This is a genomic window from Chitinophaga sp. sic0106 (assembly GCF_019219075.1).
GTDB lineage: Bacteria > Bacteroidota > Bacteroidia > Chitinophagales > Chitinophagaceae > Chitinophaga.
Map to the genome: position 1 here is coordinate 178,171 of NZ_JAHUWJ010000013.1, position 24,032 is coordinate 202,202.

21 protein-coding genes are annotated in these 24,032 nt (G+C 46.2%); 8 read left to right on the plus strand and 13 right to left on the minus strand.

Going from position 1 to position 24,032, the window contains the following annotated elements; all coding sequences use genetic code 11:
* Position 1: 1 nt before the first annotated feature.
* Positions 2-829, minus strand: a complete 828-nt coding sequence (locus KW844_RS19320; RefSeq protein ID WP_218378422.1) for a TssN family type VI secretion system protein — start codon at positions 827-829, stop codon at positions 2-4.
* 13 nt (positions 830-842) lie between these two features.
* The gene (locus KW844_RS19325) at positions 843-1,604 is read right to left on the minus strand and encodes a hypothetical protein (protein ID WP_218378423.1); all 762 of its coding nucleotides are present in this window, start codon (positions 1,602-1,604) and stop codon (positions 843-845) included.
* Between the two features lie 217 nt (positions 1,605-1,821).
* On the opposite strand from KW844_RS19325, the gene KW844_RS19330 reads away from it, so the two are divergent.
* The 3 genes from KW844_RS19330 to KW844_RS19340 are packed head-to-tail and all read left to right on the plus strand — an operon-like array spanning position 1,822 to position 4,956.
* Positions 1,822-2,781 (plus strand): hypothetical protein, encoded by a 960-nt coding sequence (locus KW844_RS19330; RefSeq protein WP_218378424.1) that lies wholly within the window; start codon positions 1,822-1,824, stop codon positions 2,779-2,781.
* A gap of 10 nt (positions 2,782-2,791) precedes the next feature.
* Positions 2,792-3,190, plus strand: a complete 399-nt coding sequence (locus tag KW844_RS19335) for a GPW/gp25 family protein (protein ID WP_218378425.1) — start codon at positions 2,792-2,794, stop codon at positions 3,188-3,190.
* Between the two features lie 2 nt (positions 3,191-3,192).
* Complete coding sequence (locus KW844_RS19340) at positions 3,193-4,956, plus strand: hypothetical protein (protein WP_218378426.1); 1,764 nt, start codon at positions 3,193-3,195, stop codon at positions 4,954-4,956.
* A gap of 29 nt (positions 4,957-4,985) precedes the next feature.
* Here the strand turns inward: KW844_RS19340 and KW844_RS19345 are convergent, their stop codons facing one another.
* From KW844_RS19345 to KW844_RS19380, 8 genes are all read right to left on the minus strand, one after another.
* Positions 4,986-5,789 carry a DUF2490 domain-containing protein gene (locus KW844_RS19345; protein WP_218378427.1) on the minus strand — a complete coding sequence of 268 codons (804 nt, stop codon included), beginning with the start codon at positions 5,787-5,789 and terminating at the stop codon, positions 4,986-4,988.
* A gap of 472 nt (positions 5,790-6,261) precedes the next feature.
* Complete coding sequence (locus KW844_RS19350; protein WP_218378428.1) at positions 6,262-7,104, minus strand: hypothetical protein; 843 nt, start codon at positions 7,102-7,104, stop codon at positions 6,262-6,264.
* On the minus strand, positions 7,088-8,407 hold the full coding sequence (locus KW844_RS19355) for a DUF5458 family protein (RefSeq protein ID WP_218378429.1): 1,320 nt from the start codon (positions 8,405-8,407) through the stop codon (positions 7,088-7,090). The genes KW844_RS19350 and KW844_RS19355 overlap by 17 nt, the downstream gene beginning before the upstream one ends.
* 1,002 nt (positions 8,408-9,409) lie before the next feature.
* Positions 9,410-9,847: a hypothetical protein gene (locus KW844_RS19360; RefSeq protein ID WP_218378456.1), complete on the minus strand. Its 438-nt coding sequence runs from the start codon at positions 9,845-9,847 to the stop codon at positions 9,410-9,412.
* A 111-nt stretch (positions 9,848-9,958) separates the two neighbouring features.
* Positions 9,959-10,957, minus strand: a complete 999-nt coding sequence (locus KW844_RS19365; protein ID WP_218378430.1) for a DUF3137 domain-containing protein — start codon at positions 10,955-10,957, stop codon at positions 9,959-9,961.
* 8 nt (positions 10,958-10,965) lie between these two features.
* Positions 10,966-11,427: a hypothetical protein gene (locus KW844_RS19370; RefSeq protein WP_218378431.1), complete on the minus strand. Its 462-nt coding sequence runs from the start codon at positions 11,425-11,427 to the stop codon at positions 10,966-10,968.
* 56 nt (positions 11,428-11,483) lie between these two features.
* Complete coding sequence (locus KW844_RS19375) at positions 11,484-11,786, minus strand: hypothetical protein (RefSeq protein ID WP_218378432.1); 303 nt, start codon at positions 11,784-11,786, stop codon at positions 11,484-11,486.
* A 115-nt stretch (positions 11,787-11,901) separates the two neighbouring features.
* A complete protein-coding gene (locus tag KW844_RS19380; protein ID WP_218378433.1) occupies positions 11,902-13,128 on the minus strand; it encodes a PmoA family protein in 1,227 nt (408 codons plus the stop codon).
* A gap of 162 nt (positions 13,129-13,290) precedes the next feature.
* On the opposite strand from KW844_RS19380, the gene KW844_RS19385 reads away from it, so the two are divergent.
* The 3 genes from KW844_RS19385 to KW844_RS19395 are packed head-to-tail and all read left to right on the plus strand — an operon-like array spanning position 13,291 to position 15,752.
* Positions 13,291-14,823, plus strand: coding sequence for a C25 family cysteine peptidase (locus KW844_RS19385; protein WP_218378434.1), 1,533 nt, complete (start codon positions 13,291-13,293; stop codon positions 14,821-14,823).
* Complete coding sequence (locus tag KW844_RS19390) at positions 14,804-15,085, plus strand: hypothetical protein (protein WP_218378435.1); 282 nt, start codon at positions 14,804-14,806, stop codon at positions 15,083-15,085. The genes KW844_RS19385 and KW844_RS19390 overlap by 20 nt, the downstream gene beginning before the upstream one ends.
* Before the next feature lie 49 nt (positions 15,086-15,134).
* Positions 15,135-15,752: a hypothetical protein gene (locus KW844_RS19395; RefSeq protein ID WP_218378436.1), complete on the plus strand. Its 618-nt coding sequence runs from the start codon at positions 15,135-15,137 to the stop codon at positions 15,750-15,752.
* 25 nt (positions 15,753-15,777) lie between these two features.
* On the opposite strand, the gene KW844_RS19400 is transcribed toward KW844_RS19395, so the two are convergent.
* From KW844_RS19400 to dnaK, 3 genes are all read right to left on the minus strand, one after another.
* A complete protein-coding gene (locus tag KW844_RS19400; RefSeq protein WP_218378437.1) occupies positions 15,778-16,791 on the minus strand; it encodes a dipeptide epimerase in 1,014 nt (337 codons plus the stop codon).
* Positions 16,766-19,423 carry a 4-alpha-glucanotransferase gene (locus KW844_RS19405; protein ID WP_218378438.1) on the minus strand — a complete coding sequence of 886 codons (2,658 nt, stop codon included), beginning with the start codon at positions 19,421-19,423 and terminating at the stop codon, positions 16,766-16,768. The genes KW844_RS19400 and KW844_RS19405 overlap by 26 nt, the downstream gene beginning before the upstream one ends.
* Before the next feature lie 112 nt (positions 19,424-19,535).
* A complete protein-coding gene (gene dnaK, locus KW844_RS19410) occupies positions 19,536-21,440 on the minus strand; it encodes a molecular chaperone DnaK (protein WP_218378439.1) in 1,905 nt (634 codons plus the stop codon).
* A 313-nt stretch (positions 21,441-21,753) separates the two neighbouring features.
* On the opposite strand from dnaK, the gene KW844_RS19415 reads away from it, so the two are divergent.
* Complete coding sequence (locus tag KW844_RS19415) at positions 21,754-23,145, plus strand: OmpA family protein (RefSeq protein WP_218378440.1); 1,392 nt, start codon at positions 21,754-21,756, stop codon at positions 23,143-23,145.
* 152 nt (positions 23,146-23,297) lie between these two features.
* Positions 23,298-23,885 carry a porin family protein gene (locus KW844_RS19420; protein ID WP_218378441.1) on the plus strand — a complete coding sequence of 196 codons (588 nt, stop codon included), beginning with the start codon at positions 23,298-23,300 and terminating at the stop codon, positions 23,883-23,885.
* The last annotated feature ends 147 nt before the right edge of the window (positions 23,886-24,032 follow it).

Here is a 24,032-nt window from a genome sequence, read left to right on the forward strand (position 1 = left end):
GTTATACACGCAAGCAAACAATGACGCTATTTTCTTTTATACCTGTAAATTGCACTGGCCTGTTGTAATCAATAATTGCTGCCGGCCAGTATTTTCTTAGTCTGAAGAATTGCCAGTGGTAAGCATCTCCTCCAGCGTTCAGCAATTCAATCTTTTGTTCCGGATGCTTTTCATTGTAGTCATTGAGGAAATGATAGAAGAAGTCACCCCAGCTGATATGCAGCGGTGCCCTTGCTCTGAAATAAGTGAATGTGTGCCGGTCTTTCATTTTACTAATCCGAAGTCCTACCACCAGCAGCTCGTTCATATCTTCCTCTGCAATATCATCTACCATAGTAGGTACAGGATAGATCCAGGGAGCATAGGCAGGTGTTGGGAGATTATAGAAAGCCTTTCCCATTTCAATCATCACCAAGATCAATAATACCATAACCTGTACTCGCCACAGCAGTATGGTGGCCAGGGATGAAATGAATGCCCAATAACAGGCAGCATACGCCAATGTACTTACTAACAATACATAACACAGGCCAATTAAAAATTCCAAACGCATCCTACGATACTTATTGACACGCAGGAAGCTTATCAGCAAGGCGATGTAAGCTCCAACCGATATTGCTACCGCTTCTGCAACTAGAAATATCAGCCAAGGCGTGGCCAGCAGTTTCGGTACCAACATGGTAGTGATGGTTCCCACGCCCAAACCGGATAGTAATAATATCAAAATAACCGGTTTGGCTTTTGCTGAGGCTATCCAGCAGTAACGGCTAACAATAGCCAGACCAATGGTTGCGGCTACAAGTAAGGTTAACAGTAACAGGTTTTTCATGTACCAATTGAGTTTAACAATAACTATTAATACCTAACTGAAAGTTGCCGCAAAGTTCGGATGGATGCGGCAATATTTTCCAGACAATATCAGTTGCCACAGGTAGGCTGCCTGTACATATCCGGCGCAGAGCTGCCCCTTTATCCATATGGGGCATAAAATCTACCGATAATGATTGTTCGATGGGACCAATAGTTACTTCCACCAGAGGCATTAGCGTAAAACAGCTATCTCCGATCACAAAAGTTTCACCTAAACTATCAGTTTCCACCTGCTCACACACTGGGGCTATTTTCCGCAACCCGCGTTCGCAACTAAGATGAATCTGTTCGCCAAACCTCCGGGATAACTGTAAAGCAAAAGATCTCAACTCAGCCTCCTTTAAACAAATTTGCTCCGGTACTACCAGTGGCGCTTGATGGTCCGTTAAGGTGTAGGTGGTCAGCATACAACTAAATTCAAACAGCAAACTATCGAAAGGAAAAAAGAAGCGACGCGCCGCAGCATCTTCCCTTTTTAGTTTCCTGCTAAATGCTGCCATCTGATCCACATTTGATAGTACTTCCTGATCTAAATTTTCATGAAACAAAAATTCAGGTAATACATCAAAGAGGCTATTCCGTCGTAATAGAAAATTATCAGCTGAAATAATTTCCAGCTCTGGTAATAAGCTACGGAAAGTGTCACCTTTGCAGGAAACAGTAGACCTATTACTCTTTAAAAGAGACAATACTGATTCTGCGGAAACTGTATGAAAAGAAGTATAATCAGGCATAAAGTAAAGGTTAACTATTAAAAAGCCTGAAGGAAATGGAGTAAAGAAATGAATGCCGGAGGCGCCATACAAAAGTATAGGAATTTAAAAATAACAACAAAAAAATATTTTCATTTCAACTACTTTTTTTAAAATAAATTTAATCATATTTGCAATACATCATACCATATCGATACCGACCATACAATACATTGTTTGATAACCAAAAACCTTAACGATGAAGCATTTCAGCCCATCGAATCCTTATGACATCACCGTTTTTTTATGCTCGTTAATTATTGCATTTACCGGGGCAATAATCATATCAATACAACAACATGCAGCACATCCGATTTTACACATCAGCAAATATAACGCTGACGAATACACGATAAACAAAATATTAAGATTCAGCAGCGGCTATACTGGTGTATTAAAAGAACCCTTCTGGATCATCGGTTCACATAGATATCGATTAGGTAAAACAATTCAGTATAACACCGGAATTTCCGGTCCCCTTCGTGTAGTGGCGGTATTAAACAATAGCATTGCGGCAAAAAATATAATAATTGCCCCTGCAAAAGTCCCTACCCCTACAGTCATAATACCCCGGGCTGTTATCTTCGGACCAGCACAGGTTTTTGCCGGCACGCCGTGCATCTATTACTGCAAGAATGATTCAGCAATTGCTTACCAGTGGAAATTATTGAGTGACAGTAACTGCCTGCAAACCAGCAACACCTTTCGCTTTACCTTTCGTACTCCTGGTGAGCAGCTCCTAACACTTACCCTGAATAACAATCCAGCTACCACTATCATCAAATCGATTCTGGTATTAGCACCAACAGATAAAAAACCATTACCAGCATTGGTGATCCCAGATCCCATCCCGGTTATCCCTTCATCGGCAATTTCAATTACACCTTCGATCAGTGATTCTCAATTCAAACAACTGTTCCTTCAGTTACTGGAAGAAAAAAAAGAAGAGCGCGAACTAGCACAATACCTCTGCCATCAACTGGAAACAGTGGTTATCATTAATGACAAACAATCTGTTAGTTTCCTCCAATGTTATACACAGCTACAAAACAGAAAAAATATCCGGCTGCTTTCCTTATCACTAGCCAGAAGTGAGCAAGGTTGCATAACAGCAATAAGAATCAGGTATGACAAAAAAAAATTTATAGGACTATTTTAAACGACCAACCATGCATAATAAATATATTCAACTTCCGCTGCAGATAAATGGACTACTGCAAGGATACAAACAACCAAGAATTCATATTAAAGACTCTATTAAACAGCACATATGGCTACTCGTAAACACCTACCAGGGTGAGCACCAGCATTCTCCCGGCTATGGCTTTCCACTTTGGGAACAAAACACACGTGTTAACCCAACTGAGCAGATGCTGAAATCTAATATAGAGCTGGCATTTCAACAATACCTTTCTAAATTCGAATCACGCCTGCAACATATTGAAATCGCAGTTTCGTTTGATCATGAGCATTTCATCACCATTGTGCTTAATGGTTATACCATCTACTGCAACCAGGAATTTAACATCGACTATCAATTTTTGATTCACCCCTTGCTGTATAAATGATTATGAAATCCGCTATCAGATCAAGGTTACTGCAACTGGCTGCGTCACATTTGAATGACAGCAAAGCCAGTGTTATTCCTGCTGACCCTATAGTGACTATCCTAATGGAAGGATTGGCAGGGGAATTGGCACAATTACACCAACTATATGAGCAGATGCAGCATGGCATTGCACAGCATCTGGCATCCGTGCTATTAAAGAATACTGTCACCACGAGTATACCCGGCCACACAATACTACATGCTACTCCTGCTGATAAAATTCTGATCGATCCAACATACACCTTTACACCTTCAGAAGGGGTTGACTATGCTTTTGTACCCGCTGGCACCTTCCATCTATTCCCTGCGGCATTAACACATATCATTTACCCGGACCAAATTGTAAGGATTAACGAGCAGCTACAACCAGAAAAAATCATTACAGAACCCATTCTTACGAATACTACACCGCAGATAATATTAATGGTTAATACCAACAGTCCTGTACTAACAGACCTTTCCGGATTATCCATTTACCTGGAAATTTCAGAACAGCTGCAAACCAAGGTGGCACCCTTGCTTTCAATTATAACCTGCAAAATAAATGGACGTACAGCATCCACCAGCCAGGGATATTACCAGGGTATTAACCCGGAGCCGATCTCTATCCCCCTGGTATACAGAGAGCAAGCGTTGAACAATTATCGATCGCAAACCATCACTGTTAGGTCGTGTGAGCTAACAGATCATTCCAATGCTGAACCACCTGCGGTGTTACATACATTCCTGGAGAAGCATTTAATTGAGCTTCCAGCCTGTTCCTGGTGGATAACATTGGAATTCCCTGGTATGCCGCAGGATTGGCTGCAACACATCCATTGTATCATAAATTGCTTTCCGGTAGTTAACATCTCCGCCAATACGATTATTCATGAAATTCACCCACTGTATAAAGTATTTCAATTAAGGTGTGAGGACGATTTCTTATGTCTTGGCACGGTGGCCGATCAGACAGGAAAGCATTTTCGGCAGGTGGTAGACAAGACCGCCAGCACGCTATTACCAGGAGAAATAAACCTGTTACATGCAGGAAAAAGAAGGATGGATCAAAGGGAGATCGTTATCCAATTGGAAAGCTGCACTTCACAGTTGCGGGAGGAACTCCAATTGCTTGATCGGTCAGATAATAACAATCTCCTGCAAATTCTGGAAGAATTAACGCAGCAGGTTAATTATATCCAGGAACTGATACATGAGCACCCACGGCGGGCGCCCTGGCCCATCATTGCATTTCAACCCCTGGAAGCATCCACCCATCTGAAAATCGAATACTTTACCACAAAAGGAGACAGGCTACCCACAATAGCTCCCTTTAGTCTCTGGCAAGAGCTGGCAACCAGTGCCTTCCTTCCCGGCAGCATCTACAATCTTACTACCATATACCAGGGAACAGCTGCCCCTGGTCCGGAAAAACAGGTTCAGTTATTTCGTGCACAGCTATACTCACAAAACAGGATAGTAAATAGTGCAGATATTGAATTATGTTGCCAAAATATCTTAGGCCGATATTATACTGGTATTCAAATCGAGAAAGAGGCGTTATTATCCACTATTCCCGGAAAAGGTTATGAAATGACGATTTCTGTATATGTTGCTCTCGATAAATCAGCGGCTGGCTGTACACCGCTCTTGTTGGAGTACTACAGAAAACAGATACATCAGCAGCTAAACGACAAAGGAGTGGGGTTGGTACCTTATCGTGTATTCCTGCGTCCTGAAAAATGAACTGGTCGCGTGGAGCACTGTAATACTGCTTAATGCTTTTTACGCTCCCAAATAATATCCACGGCCAGGTAATGCACATCTGTGATATTATGGCCGGAGCCCAGCAGGTCATTCATATAGCCAATATCAAGTGAGAATGGCAGATGTAAGGAATGTGTGGAGTAATAAACGGTAAACCTTGTTTCACGGTATCCATATCGTGCCCATTCCTCTGGTTCATGTTCTTTACTGATGGAAAAGAGGACTTCAGCACTGCCACTCAATTTGGAATGATTCGGGCCAGGGAATGGCATACTCAGTTGTGACTTAATCCGTGTTCTGAACTGAAAATTTTCCTCGTCAGTTTGAAAATCAGGCATAAAAAACTTCCTGAACTCCTGACGTATCGTATTCTTCCATTTAAGCTGGGCAATGGATGTCGTCAATGCATATCGGCCGTAGAGCCGAAATTCCTGTTCAAACGCGGGGTCCGCACTATGATACGGATATACCTGTTCGTAGCTATTCTGCCTCCTGTAACTCAGGGCATAGGAAAACTCCCGGTTCTGCCGGTAATGGTGGAAGAACTCCTGATTCAACACTAATATAGCCTGATGGTGAATAGGATCGGCGTCGCGTGTAGGATTACTGGTTCTGCCGATACCAATGTATGAGAGTGAAGTCACTTTTCCTGCGGTATCCAATGGCTGCCGCAAACCCAACGCCATCCAGAAAGCAGTATTGGCCTTGCCCAATCCAGGAGGGCTAATCTGCGCTGAAGTTGTTCTTGCAATCAGGAGGGTAAATACGAAAAAAATAATATTTGCAAATGATTTATTGATACTGAATTTCATGTTAACTGTTAACAAGAGAAAGGAATACAGCACTACAGGTGACCGCTCCGGTCAGTCACATGCAGGTCTGATTGTTCACTGTAATAATTTTATGTAGGGGATCAGGAATTACTGGATGGAGTATGTATCGATGTTTGGGCGTGATGAAAAACACCGTTATCACACTAATACTAAAGCTCCCAAAACCGTCTCCTTCGACATAAATATAATCCAGCTGCTAAATTAAATGCTCACTGCGTTCATTCTTAGTACAAATCAGGAATTAACTATCCGAAAACTGTACATCAGGCTTAATAAGTATAAAAAAAGCAGGAGGCCCTGCGGCAATTGCACACAGGACCTATCCTACTTATCGTTAAACCCAAATGGAAAGAATGTGAAAACATTCCATCTTTATGATGAGCCATCTCAATATATGCTAATCAAAATTTTCTTTTCCTGCCATTGCGGTAGTTTCCTCATGGGTATTATCTCATGAAAAGTCCGGTTCCAGCATATATCCCGGGAGATTTTTTCGCCGAATTTTCACAATCAACGGAGGAGGAATATTTCTAAGTTTTATCGCGATCCAGATTATTTCTTCATCAAGCATCAACGCAGGTATTACAAGACCCATGGCAGCTTTCTGCCCCTTTGGGATCAGTGAATTACCCATCCGAAGCAGCAGCGGTACACCTTTTAATATTTTAGTCCGGGTATCGAATGTTAGTACCCTGACAGCTTCTATTTCTGCGGGAACCGATGATTTGCCGACCATCCTGAGGTGAAAGTAAAACCGACCATCTAGTTTCATGCCTCGTACTAAACCAGCTGTGATTTTCCGCAGTTTCGTGGTGCAATGCAGCTTTCCGGCTTCTTGCAAAAAATTAGCGGAGATCCTGTATATGCCTGCGGTATCCGTGGAGCTCATGTCGTTGGTAACTATATTGCTGGTTTGGGCGAGCAGCTGCTGCCAGCTGTTGGATGATGACATGCGGTTACGTGATTTACGTTTTTCCGGAATCCGGCATCGTTTCGTTTCGGTTGCTGTAGCAGCATTGTATAATATTACCACGGGGTATATTTTCTTTGTTGTGATTACTACTGCATTCAAAGCGATGGGAGGTATTCCAGCGGCGCGAATCATAGCCACCTTGCCGACCAGCTGTGTGACAAACCAGGGATGTTCACTTTCTACCTGCACAGCTTTTATGGTGTGCCTGCAGGTAACCAATGTGGCTGCTTTCCCTGCAACTACAATAGTATCAATTTGTGCCAATACGTGCTGGCATCCTAGCGCTGATAGCAACAAAAGCCAGCTAGCGGGTTTGATCATAGTTAGTTTCCCATTCATTGTTTTGTTCTCCTTTATGTCCATCCATTCGGATCAGGAAATTCCTGGCCGGGAAGTAAGGTTTCAGAAAAATATCCAGGTGGATGGTATCCTTATCTTTGTTATCCTGCTCAAATCTTCGGATTTCAAAGTCTTCTATGAGGCGTTCCGGCCCTGTGATACCATCCAGGAATTGTATGATCTGTCGCTGCAGGTCCTTACGTGTATTCGCACTAAAATTCTCAAATGCCCTACGGTTTAGGAAATCAATCAATACTTTTGTTACGTAGTCAAAAACACGGACTACAGAATAAGTTTGCAAGCCGAGGTTATCACCGGTAAACAATGTTCTGGCACTGAATGCCATCACCTTTCCATACTCCTGTACAATGGGAACCAGTCCCAGCTTTTCAAGAATGGTAATCTCACTTTTTTTCAGCGAGAAGTTGACTCCTTCCACATCCACGAGGCTGCCGAACTTTTTGCCGGCGGTTACCTGCGACATAATAGTTTGATATATACGGCCTGCCAGTGCGCCGGATGCCGGCACATACAAATGGGCATTTTCTCCTACCATCTCTGCTCTGGCGCGCCCCACCAGCCAATTGCAGGTCATAATTACATTGGAGCGGTATGGATCAGCACCAGTTAACTGAGCCATTTCAAACACTTCCATTACATCATCCGGTGCATCGAGTTGACAAAAATCAGTGACCAGCATACACTTATTTTCATATGCAATTCTCGCCCACCTCTCCAGTATCATATTTGATCCGGCATACCCTGGAATAATTAACAAGCTGTAATTCTCTCGTAAATCAAGTCGGTCATAGTGCTGCTGTAACTCCGATTTTACGGCATCTAAAAAGCGGGTATTATCTGCGTCCCTTAACTGTTCGGGTGCTACATTCAGAAAGCTGACATTTTTCACCTTATCGGTGGTAGTATTGCTGAAAAACAGGGATACATTCCGATAGGATTGTTCCAGTTCTTTTGTTTCATCAAGTGCTAATAGTAAATTTTCCTTTAATAGAGTTTCTGCCTGGAGGATCGAGTCATTACAAGCAGTTTGCATTTTAGGTAGGTCGTCATAACTTGTCAGCAGCCCCGCCCAAATTTGTAATAATTTTTTCAGTCGCATCCGGTCGGCTTCTTTAGAGGCCTCCGTTAAAAACAGGTGTCGCCGCGCTTTGCGTTCCGGGTTTAGATTCTGGGTTCCTTCAATGGCTGACTCTAACAGTTCAAATCCGCCAAAGTTCACCAGGGCCTGCAATGGCAGTGCCAACTGTACTTCTGTGGTTAACATAACAATGCTTTTTGTCTTTATATAAAATAACTCTCTTAATTTTATTCTTCGTCCGGGGTAGTCGTTTACTTCACGGTAGCATCATCATCTGATTATCGTATACATCACCGCGAAAGCGCAGTTCTTAACAATACACCGGATTTTCACGCAAAAATCACTGCCCTTTCAGTTATTTCATGAATTGTGATGATGGTGCACGTTGGCTCCTGCCTCTGACCTATTATTACTAATACATTTGTTTACTTCGTTGCGAATACACAGCCATATATTCCAATGTCTTACCGCAATCTGGCCAACAATCCTACGCCGTTGCCCTGTCATCATTTAACATGTATTGCCTCCAACCCTCCTATATCTTTTCAAGATCAATTTAGCTATACAGCCTCTACTACAATTTCAAAATACACATGTCATTACCCTTCCACTCCATCTGCATCTTTCCCAAAAACATTGCAACTGATTAACCGCTACAACCCCAACAGCACCTTCATCTCCTCAAAACAATTACCCACTATAACATACCATGTACTCTTAAAATCAACATGGCATCCCATCCCAACTCCACCAACATCTCCCAAAAAACTCTCACCCACTACAACAACCACAAAAGTTTCCCCATTTAACCGCCGCACCCGCAAAATCAACACAGCATCCCATCGCAACTCCACCTTCATCTCCCCAAAAAACTTTCACCCACTACAGCAACCACAAAAGTTCCCCCGTTTTACCGACGTACTATTAAAATCAACATGGCATTCCATCCCAACTCCACCAACATCTCCCAAATAACTTTCACCCACTACAGCAACCACAAAAGTTTCCCCGTTTAACCGCCGCACCCGCAAAATCAACACAGCATCCCATCCCAACTCCACCTTCATCTCCCACAAAAACTTTCACCCACTACAGCAACCAATAAAACCGTTTAACCGCCACACCCGCAAAATCAACTCGGCATTCATCTCCTCAAAACGATCAATCACAATAACCACGACTGCCCCCTCACAACTCCTCCGCCAATTTCTCCACCACCGCCAGCAACGCCGCCCTCGCCTCCACATCCTCCAGTGCCGCCCTCAACAACTTATTAGTATGCAAATGCTTCAGCGCCTGCAAATACAACGCCCGGGTAGTAGCCATATCCTGCAAAAACAAACTCTGCATAGTAATTCCCGACGGACCAAAATCCGCCACTTCCCTGAACCGCAGCTCCTCTTTAACAGGCGCACCGCGTGCATCCTTAAAGGTTATCTTCACCGAAGGCTGATAATGCGAAAACACCGCCGCAATGCCCGTCAACCCCGTCACTATCTCCGGCCTCAATGGCGGAAACTGCGTCAGGCGCTCCGTAAATAATGTTCTGTTAGGAGAAATCTCCGTGATGGATTCTTGGGCGTCCGGCCTGATTTCAGTGCCTCCAATCCCCAGGCTTTTCAACATGGTCAATGTGGTTAAACAAACAATCTGATTACACAACAAAGTTATGCATCCTCACCATGCAGAATACAGCTTTTTCAACTTTTTAGTCCCCGAATGAAAATTCCTTGCAAACTACGACCTGGAGAAGGCCGCAACGGTCCAGATGCTCACATTTTTCTGCACATTACCCATCAGATCCAACTGATGACCAAACGCCAGAAACTCATTATATAACCAACCACGATCAGTTAACGAACGGCTAACATTCAATTCGAAATAATCAATACCCGAATTAATACCTATGTAAATATACTGCTGGTAAAAAGTAATAAATACCTGCACCGTAGCCGCATACTTCAACGCAGCAATGTGCTTTAACAAATTAGGCTTCAACAAATAAGAAGCCTCCGAAATATCCGGTGAAAAAACAGTAAACTGCTGATTAAACGCCGCATCCGGCAATTGAATATGATGCCCCAAACGTAACTCCCCACGGGGTATCACCCCCTTCGTAAATACATACACCGGCACATCAAAAAAACGGGGCGACTCCAATACCGCACAGCTGCCACAAAACATAACCTCCTGCGCCCGCCTGATATGCCGCCCATCAGGAATATTCGTCACCACCAGATCACAAATCCGGAAATTCAAATTATTCCTCCGGCCCGCAATCAAATCATTGCCCCGGTAATAGGTGCCCGCAGCACTAAAAAAACCACTGGCCGCCATATCTTCAAAAGAAAAATATTGAGATGGATCATACCGGAAACCAGGCTCCCAGAAATGCAATAACGTCCTGATCACCTTCTCCTTATAATCCTCCTCCAGCTCCACCCTCGGCCTGTCAATAAACTGCCGTATCAGCAGATTCCGGATCAACATACCCCCGCCCAACGCCAATAACAGCGCTATCCCAATATAAGCCGCCTTGGTATACCACTCCTGCCCCTCCTGCTGATCCAACTGCACCGGCTGAACCACAAAAAAGTAAAACAGTAAGATAAAACCAAGCAATAACAGCCACCACCACCAGGTTTTGCGCAAATTCCTGCGCACCTTTTCCATGCGCCGCAAATCCTGCTGAAGATATACCTCCGCAAATTCATTGAAACTGTTCGCCGACTTCATACACTAATTCAGTTGGATGACCAGCTTATGCCTGAAAACCCATTGACCGCGCTAACCTCTTCGCTGATTAAAATTTTAAAAGATGAAATGTACGCCGCTGATAGCGGAAACGTAAAAACCTGGCTTCCGTTGCCTATGGTTATATCTGTAAATACCGCCGGAAATAATTTTATCCCCGGCAGCCTGAACTTAAACTTCGTGAAAATAGTATGTCCCTCCACCACTGCTCCCCGCGCCAGCAAATCCGTGAAATGTATGATCTGCGCCGGCCGTGCAATCGTCTGATACAACAAAATCAAATAAGGGACAGAAGGTAAAATAATCAACCCCGCAATCAGCATCCAACCCCATACCGTAGGCAAAGTGCCCTCATCATATACCAGAAACGTCACCAGAAAAACCGTCAGTATAGTGATAAACTCGGCCATAAAGAAGGCTAAAGTAGTCTGCTTTACATCCTTCTGATGCATAGCCAGCAGCATCACCTTTAATTCCTGGAGATTGCGCATGTATCGCTGATTAACATTTACTGTTTAATTCTTAAACGGATAATATTACTGATCGTCAGATAGATGCCTACTATCGCTACAATACCATACACCGCCAGCAATACCCACTCACTGCCACCCGAAACTTTGTATATAAGTGTTTCTATTCTGGTAAGACTGATGGGGTCGCTATCTGTATCATGAAACTGCTGGTACCGACTATATATCAGCCCACCTCCTGCCGTCGCAAGCATCAGCCCCACTATCACACCGCCCCATGAAGGATCGTCTTCAGCGCTGTTCCCGGGCTTCTCCGGATCGGAATTAACTCGACTGTTCATATTGCAGTTTTGTGGTTAAGGATAACTATCACAATATGATACAGGGACGACAGGAGGCTAACAGAATATTCCGTTGATCGCAATACTAAAATAATAAAATTTATGCTTTTTTTGTTCAGTGACCGGAAACAACTACTTCCGGAGGAAATGCATAGTCCCTCCATGCTGCTTCCGCCTCCGCTGTCGTCAAACGCCCACTGTATACCATTACACGGTACTTTAACGTATATACATTCCCGTGAACCAACTGCCAGGTTTTCATTTTTGTGGGCGAATAATTTAACATTAACTCACCGCCATCCATGTTTTCCGGCCATACCCGTAATGGCTGCGGACTATCAAAATTATCCGGGGCATTCATGATCAGCAGCCCTGCTTCTCCTTCCGGCGCAGTACCGGTAATCATCACCCATCTGGCCCTGGTACTATCCGCATCTTTTCTTGTATTACCCTCAGAAGTCAACACCTGACTGGTTTTGCTGGTGAAATAAGGCGTGGTTCGTAACGCAAACCCACCACCGTACCGATATTGCAACAACGTAATCCCACTATCAGCCGGGGAACTGAAATCATTTCGAACATCCCACAACCGGCGCGTACCATTGGCCGTAGCCTCATACGCCCTTACACTATACGTTTCCTGAATAGCCACCTCCGATTTTCCAGGTGCCGGATATGCCACCTGCTCCTGCTTCACCCTGAAACCACACCAGATATCCCCATCGGTAACTGACTCAGTACCGGCATAAAAAACTTTGCCCTCTTTTTTCTGCACATTCCAGAAATCCGTCACCCTGCCCTCAAAACGCGTATGCGTCCACGGACTCCAGATACCCATATGGTGCGCGTGACCGGATTTTGGATAAATAGTAGTCAGCACTACGCCATTAGGCGCCCACAAGGGGTGAATAAAGCCACTACGGCGATAAACGGTATCAGTAGCCGCCGGAGGCTCCACCGTGGCCGTATTATAGTTTAAAATAGGCTGCTGATTTTGTTTTAGGGAGATGCCAGCGCTGCTGACTTCTGCATGCATACGTCCGTGGGCAGCCACTTTCCCGGCATAAAGTCGATATGCACGCTGCTCCCCGGATGCAGTGGTTCCCCTTAAGACCCAGGTCAGCACACCGGCATCGTCCATCTGCACCGGCACAGCCGCTTTTTTACCTCCTGTTACCTCCTCCAGCTTCCAGGCCTTGCCCGCCGGCAACACCTGATCTGCCTTATAACTCACCAATGTATTCGTTCGCGGATAAGCCCCCGCTTTTACAGTTAAACGCACCTCCTGGGCATATACCCCCACAGATGACCACAGCAGTACAGTAAATAGAATGTTCCTCATAACGTTGATTATCAGCCCAAGATAATAGATAGTCAGGCACCACGCAAGTAGACTGCGCATCAACTACCTAATTTTACCTTTATGGGAATGTATGCGGGTTATTTTTAATTACATATTTTTGATGCCTTAACTCGCATGCTAATGGGAACCCCGGTTATTAATATGCAATCAACAAAACTGATTATTACCAACAAAAGCGCCCTGATCAACAAATACGGGGACGCACACCTTACCGTACTGCAAGCCCTCGATAAAATCATCCAGGCCGATAAAACCATACGACTGGATACCCGGCTCATTTTCATAGATGATACCGAACAAATGACCGGCTTCGGCGCCACCGCTGTAATCACACCTACAGACGATCAGCAGAACAAAAACGCCATAGACGCCCTGTACAACCACTTTACACCCGGTTATATCATGCTGTTCGGCGCACAGGACGTGATCCCCTTTCAACGGCTCACCAACCTCGTGTCGGGTGGAAACGACCCTGACTCTATGATCCCGAGCGACCTCCCCTACGCCTGCGACGCCGCCTACGATAAAGATCCCGGCCGCTTCATCGCACCAACACGCGTGGTAGGCCGGCTCCCGGACCTCCCAGGCGGAAAAGACCCACAGTACATTCTCCAGCTGATCCAGAATATCCTGGATTATAAGCCGGAAGCGCGACAAGCATACGAAAACTATTTTTCGCTCAGCACCTTCGACTGGCAGGATTCTACCCAGCGGTCGCTGCTCAATATATTCGGTAACAATAACGCCCTCCGCATCATCCCAAGCGAAGCCATCACCAGCAACGGACTATGGACCGCGGAACAATTACTGCCTAAAACACATTTCATTAACTGCCACGGCGCCATCAACAATCCCCGCTACTACGGCCAAAAAAAATCAGAATTTCCGCTGGCCATGAAGTCGGATACCATCAATGGGCTCATCAACAAAGGTACCGTGGTGGCCGCAGAATGCTGCTACGGCGCGCAACTGTTTGATCCTGCAAAAAACGTTTTCAAACAAATAAGCATGGCCAGCAGCTACCTGAAAAATAATGCCATCGCTTTCCTCGGCAGCACCAACATCGCCTATGGCCCCTCCACCGGACAAGGCCTGGCCGACCTGCTCACACAATTTTTTGTGATCAATATCCTCGAAGGAGCCAGCACTGGCAGAGCCCTCCTGGAAGCACGCCAGAAATTCCTCAACGAAATGGGCCCCACACTAGACCCTTTCGAACTCAAAACCGCCGCACAGTTCAATCTCCTCGGCGATCCGTCCATACAACCCGTCATCAACGAAAAAGACTCCGCTGTAGACGACTCCCAGGCCTTCATCAACTCCGTCCAAAACAGACGCGAAAACCTGGAAGCCCGCGGCAAAATGCTCGACTACTTCATCGCCAGTCCCGAACCTACTGATGACGACGACGAGCCCGACATCGACCTGAAAGAAACACTGGACAACCTCCTGCAACAACGCAAATTCAGCGCCCAGCCAGGAAAAAAACTATTCATTAACCGCCATAACAGGCGACATGAAAAGAATAGTGAATCTAACGGCGCATCTGTGAAATTTCATGTATTTTCGGAATCTACTTCCGAAACAGCTACTGAAGCACCTATGGTGAAAGTATTGGTAGTGAAAGAAAAAAACAATCAAATCCTAGGTTATCGTGAATATGTCAGCAGATAACAACAAAAACAAAAAGCCAGGTACCGTTACCATGCGTGGCCGCCTTGCCCTGCGCATATTTGGCATGCATAGCAAAAGCGAACACCTGGCCGTATACCTCGCTACCGATGATGGCGATTACCTCATCCGCCCGGCCGCCGGCAACCCGTTCATGGAAAACCCACTCATGCCCATGGCCGGTAAAATGATTACCGCCACCGGCACCATCGTGGATTACGTTTTCCTCGTTACTTCCTGGAAAGAAGTAAACGATTCTGTTTAGCTAATGCATATTTTACTATTTTGCGTGAAAGCAACGTGCTTTGTTACCTATGAATCTAGCTAATTTCATTACCACCCTGATACAGGACGGTAAAGTATCTGTGGACACTGACATATCCCCGTTTTCTGCCGACATTTTAGCCGAAACAGCTACTATACTTCAAACGTATTATCATAACGATGTGCAGGATATGCCCGGCACAGCACCCGCATTTCATGTGGATGCCGCTGTATGGAGCGCCACCTATATCTACCGCGCCGCCCAGCTCACCGCCATCCGCACCCTCGGAGAAGGAGATATCGCCAACCTGCTGATACCCTTCAGCGGAACCGTTAACGCAGCTACGATCTACAGCGCAGACCTCTGCCTGCGTTACCTGCCCGACCTCACAGGACTTAGCAAAAGTCTCTCTCCGAAAGATAAACTGGTAGAGCAGTTACTGGAAACTGCCGCACAGTGGCCGTTCTCGTCTACCGGAATTAAAATACCTGCCAACGAAATCCCTGATCCACTCTGGCAACACCCATCGCTGCTGGCCGCATACGCCGACCGCATCATCGTTACCAGGGATCAGTCCCGGCTCCATCATCCTGCCGTACTCCAGGCCGTGCTAAAAGCCCTCGGCCACTACCAGGAAATACTCTGGCCGGGATTTATCAAACCATAATTAAGAAGTCATTACGACCACCACTTTAACGCTTCAACAACGCGCCGGTACCAGGTCTGTCAGCATAAAAAATGCGCCCATTTTCCATTCGTATACCCGTTGCCGTATCTTCGGCCAGCAGCAGTGGTCCGTCCATGTCTACATAGTCCAGCAGGGGCAGCAGATGAGCCACAGCAGAGGCTCCTACGGTATCTTCATTCATGCTGCCGGTCATCACTTTCATGCCTAAACTACGGGCTTCCTCAATCATATTAAGCGCCGGCGTAATGCCGCCGCATTTTACCAGTTTGATATTTATGCCGTGAAACAGGCCATGGCAGCGGATCACATCCGTAGCTTCGATACAGCTTTCATCAGCGATCAATGGTAATACGGAGTGCTCAAATACTTTTTTCATTCCTGCGGTATCCGCAGCGGCCATTGGCTGTTCTATAAATTCCACTCCCAAACCTTTCAGGGCAGCGGCATTGCGGATCGTTTCATCTACTCCCCATGCGCAGTTGGCATCTACCCGAAAAATTGCATTTGTATGCTTACGTAATTCAGTAATGATGGCTATATCTTCTTTGGTGCCCAGTTTTATTTTGTAGATGGGCCATGGGAAGTCTTTCAACTTACGCACCATGTTTTCAATGGTATCGATCCCGATGGTATAATCCGTCATAGGGTTCTTCGAAATATCGAGGCCCCATAACTGGTACAGCGGCAATCCTCTTTGTTTGCCGTACAGGTCCCAGGCCGCTATATCCAGCGCGCAGAGGGCAAACATATTACCTGCAAAAAGCGGATAGCAATCGGACCAGAACTGTTCGGGTGTTGTAAACTGATATTGCTCTATGAAGGACCGATGCGCATTGATAGCGTCCATCAAAGCCGGCACCGTCATGTTATAGTAGGAGTTATCCACTGTTTCACCAAGGCCGCTGATGCCATTACTGATCAGCTCTGCCACCAATATTGGTTGTTTATCTTTGGATTTCCGGGAAATGGTAAATGTATGTCTGAATTTCAGCTCATATGGATAGAGATGCAGTTCCATTGGCTTCCTTGGTTTTTACAGGTAAATCTTCCAGGTTAATGCCGATACGATATCGCCAGTAGTGCGTGGCCACCGCAGGATTGTTGATTCGTTCCTTTTCCGGCGCCACCGCAGGCTGCAGGCTGTCTATTGCCAGCAATTCCTGTAATTGAAATATACGCCACATTGCCGGAGATTGCAAATGTTGCTGTATAATTTGTTGTAAGATGTGGGGGCTGCAAGCACGCGGTGCATCGCCTTTGCGGTGTAGTATCTGTTCCCAGTAAACCTGCGTAACTGCCTGGTTTTCCTCCCACCATTCCCGCAGCGTTGGCATATCATGGGTAGAAGGTGTAAGCACCGCCTGGTAAGGCAAAGCATGTAAACTTTGAAACTGGCGATCCGCATACTTAGGCATACGTTGAATCTCCAGACTCAGGATACCCAGTTGCTGCATCACGCCTGGCACACAGGCAGGCACCATGCCCAGGTCCTCCCCGCAAATCAGCATGTCTGTAGCTTTGCTGATATAGGGCAGTTTTCGCAGCGCTTCCTTGCGCCAGATATTTTCTTGGCGTACGTAGAAATAATGGTGATATAGCTGCCGCAATTTCTTTTGTACCGCAGGATCAAGTGCCGCAAAGGATTCGGTGGACATGAGATCGAAGCGCGGATGAAAAACGGTAGTGCCATTTTTCTGCTCACGGATAAGGAGTATATCAGTGAGCAGCTGATACAGCGCGACTTTCATGCCAGCAGGCAGTAGTTGCTGCTGAATTTTTCGCTGCGTATCAAAGGCCGACTGCATGGCATACCTGCCTGAAGAAAGTTTAATCAGGTAGGTATCTTTTATCATAGCGGCATATACGCCAAAACGTTCATCCAGCAACTGGTCCGTGATATATGGCTCGCAAAAGCGCGCTTCACTGAAACCGATATTTAAGAACAATAATTCTTCCTTACTAACGGGAACGGCTGGATGAAAATATCCCAAAATACCTTGTACAGCATCGTAAGGAATTTGCCAGATACGGAAAAATCCGAGGATATGGTCAATGCGGAAAGCGTCGAAGTAGGCGGACATATGTTGTAGACGCTGCCGCCACCATTCATAGCCATCGGCTGCCATACGGTTCCAGTTATAGGTAGGAAAGCCCCAGTTCTGGCCGGCGGCGGTAAAACTGTCCGGCGGCGCACCTGCCTGCATATCCATATGAAAAAGCGCCGGATGCATCCAGGTTTCCACGCTATGACGTGCTACACCAATAGGTATATCGCCTTTTAGTGCGAGGCCTGCCTTGCGGGTTTCCGTTACGGCAGCTTTTAACTGCAGGTGCAGGTGGTATTGTATAAAGAAGTAAAATCTAACCGTTTCCGCGGCACTTTCCTGGTCGATTATCAGCTGATTGATCGCACGCAGTTGGAATGACTGATAGTTATCCCAACGTGAAAAGTCTGCTGTTTTATTATGATCCCGCAGGTAGCTGAAGGCGGCGTAAGGCAGCAGCCAATGCTCGTTGGCGGCAAACCACTGCCAGTATTGCCTGCTTTCCAGGCGGCCACCCTGTTGCTCATACAGTGCGCGGAGGTAAGCCATTTTGAATGACATCACTGCTTCATAATCGACCGTATCATTCTCGTTTAGGCGTTGCCGTAATTGCGGCAGCTGTTGCTCCAGGGGATGGGTGGCAGGCAGGCTACCCACCTCTTCCAGCTTGATATACAGCGGGTGCAGTGCAAACGAGGAGATGGCTGCATAAGGATATGAATCCGTCCAGGTGCCGGTGATAGTGGTGTCATTCACTGGCAGCAGCTGAATGAGTTGTATACTTTTTTGGGCGGCCCAGGCGGCCAGCAGCGGGATATCGGCAAATTCGCCCGTGCCCAGTCCTGCGGCTGATCTCAGGCTAAACACCGGGATAGATACGCCGGTACCTTTCCAGAGATCATATTCTTTCCGCAGGTAGCCGTCGTGCAGGGTTACCTGTGTACCGGGCTGGGCTTCGAAGTGCAGTTGTCTGTTATCGCCGGTTTCAAGGTGCAGCAGTTGCTGTTGCTCCAGGTCATATACGCCGTATTTGTAGTATACCGGCATATTTGTTTCAGGGAGATTAACACCTGCTGTGAAACAGCCATCGGCAGTGTATTGCAGCAGCAGGGGCTGTTGCATATCCCAATTGCCCAGTTGTGCGCAGCTACCTAACAGGCAGATGGTGTGGTTTGGTGGCAGTAAGGGTGCCTTCACTTTAAAGAGGTGCGTAGCCGTTAGTATGCCTGGGATGTTGCCAGGCCGGTGCGGGAAAAACACGCGGGTAAATGGTGCGGATGACCAGTTATTTTCGTAGTCGTATGCGTTGTTCCAGGTATCCACAAACAGTTGTTCCAGGGGAGCGCCGGCGCGGAGGGTAACTTTTCGTAGGGTCCCTTCCGTTATGGTTTCTTCCAGCTCTCTTACGATATAGGAATACTGAAATTCCGGCAGTTCATCCTGTGGTATCATCACTTCTGCGTACCACCAGCCATCGCGGTGCCATTGCATGGGTATGGCGTTGGAAGGTAGATTGTTTCCCAGTACGGGAATATTGCCGAGCAGGTATAAATTCTGCCCGAACCAGGTTTGATAGTGAAGATAGAACCTTAGTCTGTAATACATTGTGACCCTGCTAAACCGGTACAAATTAGGAAAATGTTTTGCGATTTAGCAGAAAAAATAAAGGGTGTCTCAAAACTGAGACACCCTTTGGTTCATTATGTTTGCTTTGTACTTACTTTACTTCTTCGAATTCAGCGTCGGTTACACCGTCACCAGCGTTGCCCTGGCTCTGTTGATGACCGCCGTTGTCCTGAGGAGCAGCGCCTGGCTGACCTTCAGTTGCTTTGTACATTTCTTCGGAAGCAGCAGTCCATGCAGCAGTCAGTTCTGCTTCAGCTGTATCCAGTGATGCGCTGTCCTGCGATTTGTGTGCTTCTTTCAGTTTGTTCAGCGCAGTTTCGATAGCCGCTTTTTTATCAGCTGACAATTTCTCACCGTATTCCTTCAGTTGTTTTTCTGTTTGGAAGATGAGGCTGTCCGCTTTGTTAAGTTTCTCGATTTTTTCACGAGCTTCCTTATCGCTGGCTTCGTTCGCTTTCGCTTCTGCCTTCATTTTTTCGATTTCCTCTTTATTCAGGCCGCTACCAGCTTCGATCTTAATGTTCTGGGATTTACCAGTACCTTTATCTTTAGCGGTTACGTGCAGAATACCGTTGGCGTCGATGTCGAAGATAACTTCGACCTGAGGAACGCCGCGTGGTGCAGGAGGAATATCACCGAGGATGAAGCGGCCCAGTGTTCTGTTCTGGTTGGCCATTGGTCTTTCACCCTGCAGTACATGGATTTCTACGCTTGGCTGGTTATCAGCGGCAGTAGAGAATGTTTCAGATTTTTTGGTAGGGATGGTGGTGTTAGACTCAATCAGTTTGGTAAACACACCGCCCATTGTTTCGATACCCAGAGAAAGCGGAGTAACATCCAGCAGGAGTACGTCTTTCACTTCACCGGTGAGTACACCACCCTGGATAGCAGCACCTACGGCTACTACTTCATCTGGGTTTACACCACGGTTAGGTTTTTTACCGAAGAATTTCTCCACCACTTCCTGGATTTTAGGAATACGGGTAGAACCGCCTACGAGGATTACTTCGTCGATTTCAGAAGCTGACATACCGGCGTCCTGCAGTGCTTTGCGGCAAGGCTCCAGGGTTCTTTCCACCAGGCTGTCGCTCAGTTGCTCGAATTTCGCGCGGGTCAGTTTTTTCACCAGGTGCTTAGGCACGCCGTCCACAGCGGTGATATAAGGCAGGTTAATTTCTGTTTCAGCAGAAGAAGACAACTCGATTTTAGCTTTTTCAGCTGCTTCTTTCAGGCGCTGCCAGCTCATTGGATCTTTGTGCAGGTCTACCGCTTCATCTTTCTTGAATTCGTCGGCCAACCAGTCCATAATCACTTTATCGAAGTCGTCACCACCGAGGTGCGTATCACCGTTGGTAGATTTCACTTCGAATACACCGTCACCCAGTTCGAGTACGGAAATATCGAAGGTACCACCACCAAGGTCAAACACAGCGATTTTGCTGTCCTGGTGTTTTTTATCCATACCATAAGCCAGTGCGGCAGCGGTAGGTTCGTTGATGATACGACGAACAGTCAGACCGGCGATTTCACCGGCTTCTTTGGTTGCCTGACGTTGTGCATCATTGAAGTATGCAGGCACAGTGATTACGGCTTCGGAAACTTCCTGGCCCAGGTAATCTTCCGCGGTTTTTTTCATTTTCTGCAGAATCATCGCAGAAATTTCCTGCGGTGTATATAATCTGCCATCAATATCTATACGGGTGGTGTTATTATCTCCCCTTACTACTTTATAGCTAACATGTGTCAGTTCGTTGGAAACCTCGTCAAAATGACGGCCCATGAAACGTTTAACTGACATAATAGTGTTTACGGGGTTGGTAATAGCCTGGCGTTTTGCCGGATCACCCACTTTTCTTTCTCCATTTTTCAAAAATGCCACAACAGATGGGGTCGTTCTTCTTCCCTCATCATTGGCAATAACTACCGGTTCGTTACCTTCCATAACGGCAACGCATGAGTTGGTAGTTCCTAAGTCAATGCCTATTATTTTTCCCATAGTATTAAGATTCTCCTTTAGTTGTAAGTAATGCGTGTTGTCGGAATTTTGTCAATGATTATGCCAAGCGGAATGAATCTGTAAATATGTCAGTCAGTTTTTTTTATAAGATATTTATGAGATAAATGATATTTTATATTAGAAATCATTATTTTTACTTAATCGGCCTGGTGGCCCCTCTAAATGTCATTAAAAGACAATTACACCGGCCTTATTGTTCATAACCTCTGCCCGCCTGGTGAGTTTCTATTATCCCCAACCAGAATCCATTTTTATCATTTCAATTAATTCATCAGCAATTAACGTGATGTCCATGAAAAAAACCATGCTATTAAATGTGGCCTTTGGCACCTTGGCAATCCTGCCAGCCGTAAGCAAGGCACAGCAACTCCCGCCGCCACAAGAGGCCTATGTTACCATTGAAGGTGACCCGGAGCAAGTAACTGCCCCAATGTTTAAAGGCGGTAAACACTATAACCGGTGGTTCGCTGGATTTAACGCCGGCGCACTGGCTCCTGTAGCCGCTACCGGTGGTAGTAACGACTTCTCCAAATGGAAGCCCAACATTGGCTATGGGGCCTATGTACAGTACCAGATACTGCATTTCTTCGGCCTCCGGGCGGATTACCTTGGTGGTTTCCTGAAAGCCAATAACGAAAAAAATCTGGGTAATGGCGTCAATCCAATGGATGCCGGCAGGCCCTACCTGGAGTATAAAACCACCCTTAAATACTCCGGAACCCTCAGCGCCGTATTCAATATTACTACCGTCAACTGGATCACCAAACAAAACATAGCAGTGCTCTATGCTACTGTGGGTGGAGGTTTGGCTGGCTATAGCCCCAAACTCACTGACAGGCGGGGATCTGAATACAGGTACAAACCCGACGGCGATATCAAAGAACTGGTAATCCCGGTAGGCGCTGGTATCAAGTTCAGAGCAGCAGATGGTATTAACGTCGACCTCGCTTATACGATGTATTATACGGATGGCGATAACCTCGATGGTTACGTATACGGACCTAACAAGGATAAATTCTCCTACGCCCGCGTAGGCCTTGAATTTGCGCTCGGCAAGTGGGACAAGCCGGACCTGCAGTTCCACAACCCTGCCAAACAGGGCTATGATGAACTGTTACTGGAGAAAAAGAATCTGGCTAAAACCCTCGCTGCTGCCAACACTGCAAATGCCAAGCTGGCTGAAGACGTGAATAAACTGACAGCGGATGCCGATGGTGACGGTGTTTCCGATTACTTCGATAAATGCCCTAACACCCCGGCCAAAACAAAGGTAGACGGCTCCGGCTGTCCACTGCCTGAACCTCCGAAAGTTGAGGAAAAAATAGTTATTACGGAAGAAGATCAAACCATCGTTAAGGAAGCGATCCGTAACCTGGAATTTGATTTCGCTAAAGCTACCATCAAGGAAAAATCATACGCTGCACTGGATCGCGTAGCCGAACTGCTGAAACGTAAAAACCTTAATCTCAAACTCTCCGGTCATACCGATAACATTGGTAGCCTCAAACGCAATATGGAGCTTTCCAGAGAAAGAGCCGAAGCCGTGAAGAACTACCTCGTTAGCAAAGGCGTGCTGCCAAATAAAATCGAAGCTCTCGGCTATGGTCCTACCCAGCCAATCGCTTCCAATAAAACAGATGAAGGCCGCCAGCGCAACAGACGCGTGGAGTTCTATATCTACTGATTTAACCAATATGCAAATAGAAAACCGGGCTCCGTAATGGAGCCCTTTTTTATTGAACCGCACAATCACAACCCATTACAGTATAAAATTTTTAAATGTTTTCGTACGCCCGGCACAGTTATTGCATTTTCCCTGCCTCAAATAAACATATCATGAAAAAACTTATTCTGTCCGGCATCATTGCCCTCGGGTCGTTCCTGACAGCACAGGCACAAAATGTTAACTTCGGTGTAAAAGGTGGCCTCAACCTTGCAAAAATGACGCAGTATGATAATAATAAAGTACGCGCCTCCTTCAACGCAGGTGTATACGCCAACTTCGCCATCACCAAGGAATGGGCATTCCAGCCTGAGCTCCTGTACTCCGGCCAGGGTACTAAACTGGAATCCGGCAATATCCTAGGCGTTCCATTAAAAGACGTAACCATCGCTACCGACTACCTGAACATACCACTGATGGTGCAATACTCCATCGCTCCCAGCTTCTTCGTAGAAGCAGGCCCGCAGGTGGGTTTCCTGCTGGCGGCTAAAACCAAAGTAGGCGATAATACCAACAAGGATTATAAAGACATCATGACCACAGCAGATTTCGGTCTGGGCCTTGGTTTCGGATATAAACTGGATAACGGCCTCGGCTTCTCCGGCAGGTACAACTTCGGTTTGTCCAATATTTACAATGATGATGTGAATATCGATTCTAAAAACTCGGTAGCACAAATCGGTCTGTTCTACTCTTTCTAATATAATTACTTCAGACATATGCAAGCCGCGCCAGCATTGGCGCGGCTTTTTTGTTTCCCCGTCGGCCGTGGAAAACGCGGTGGCACCACTGAAACAGCTGATCCGCCCCGCAAAACGATACATCCTCGCAGCCGATGCGCCTGCCAT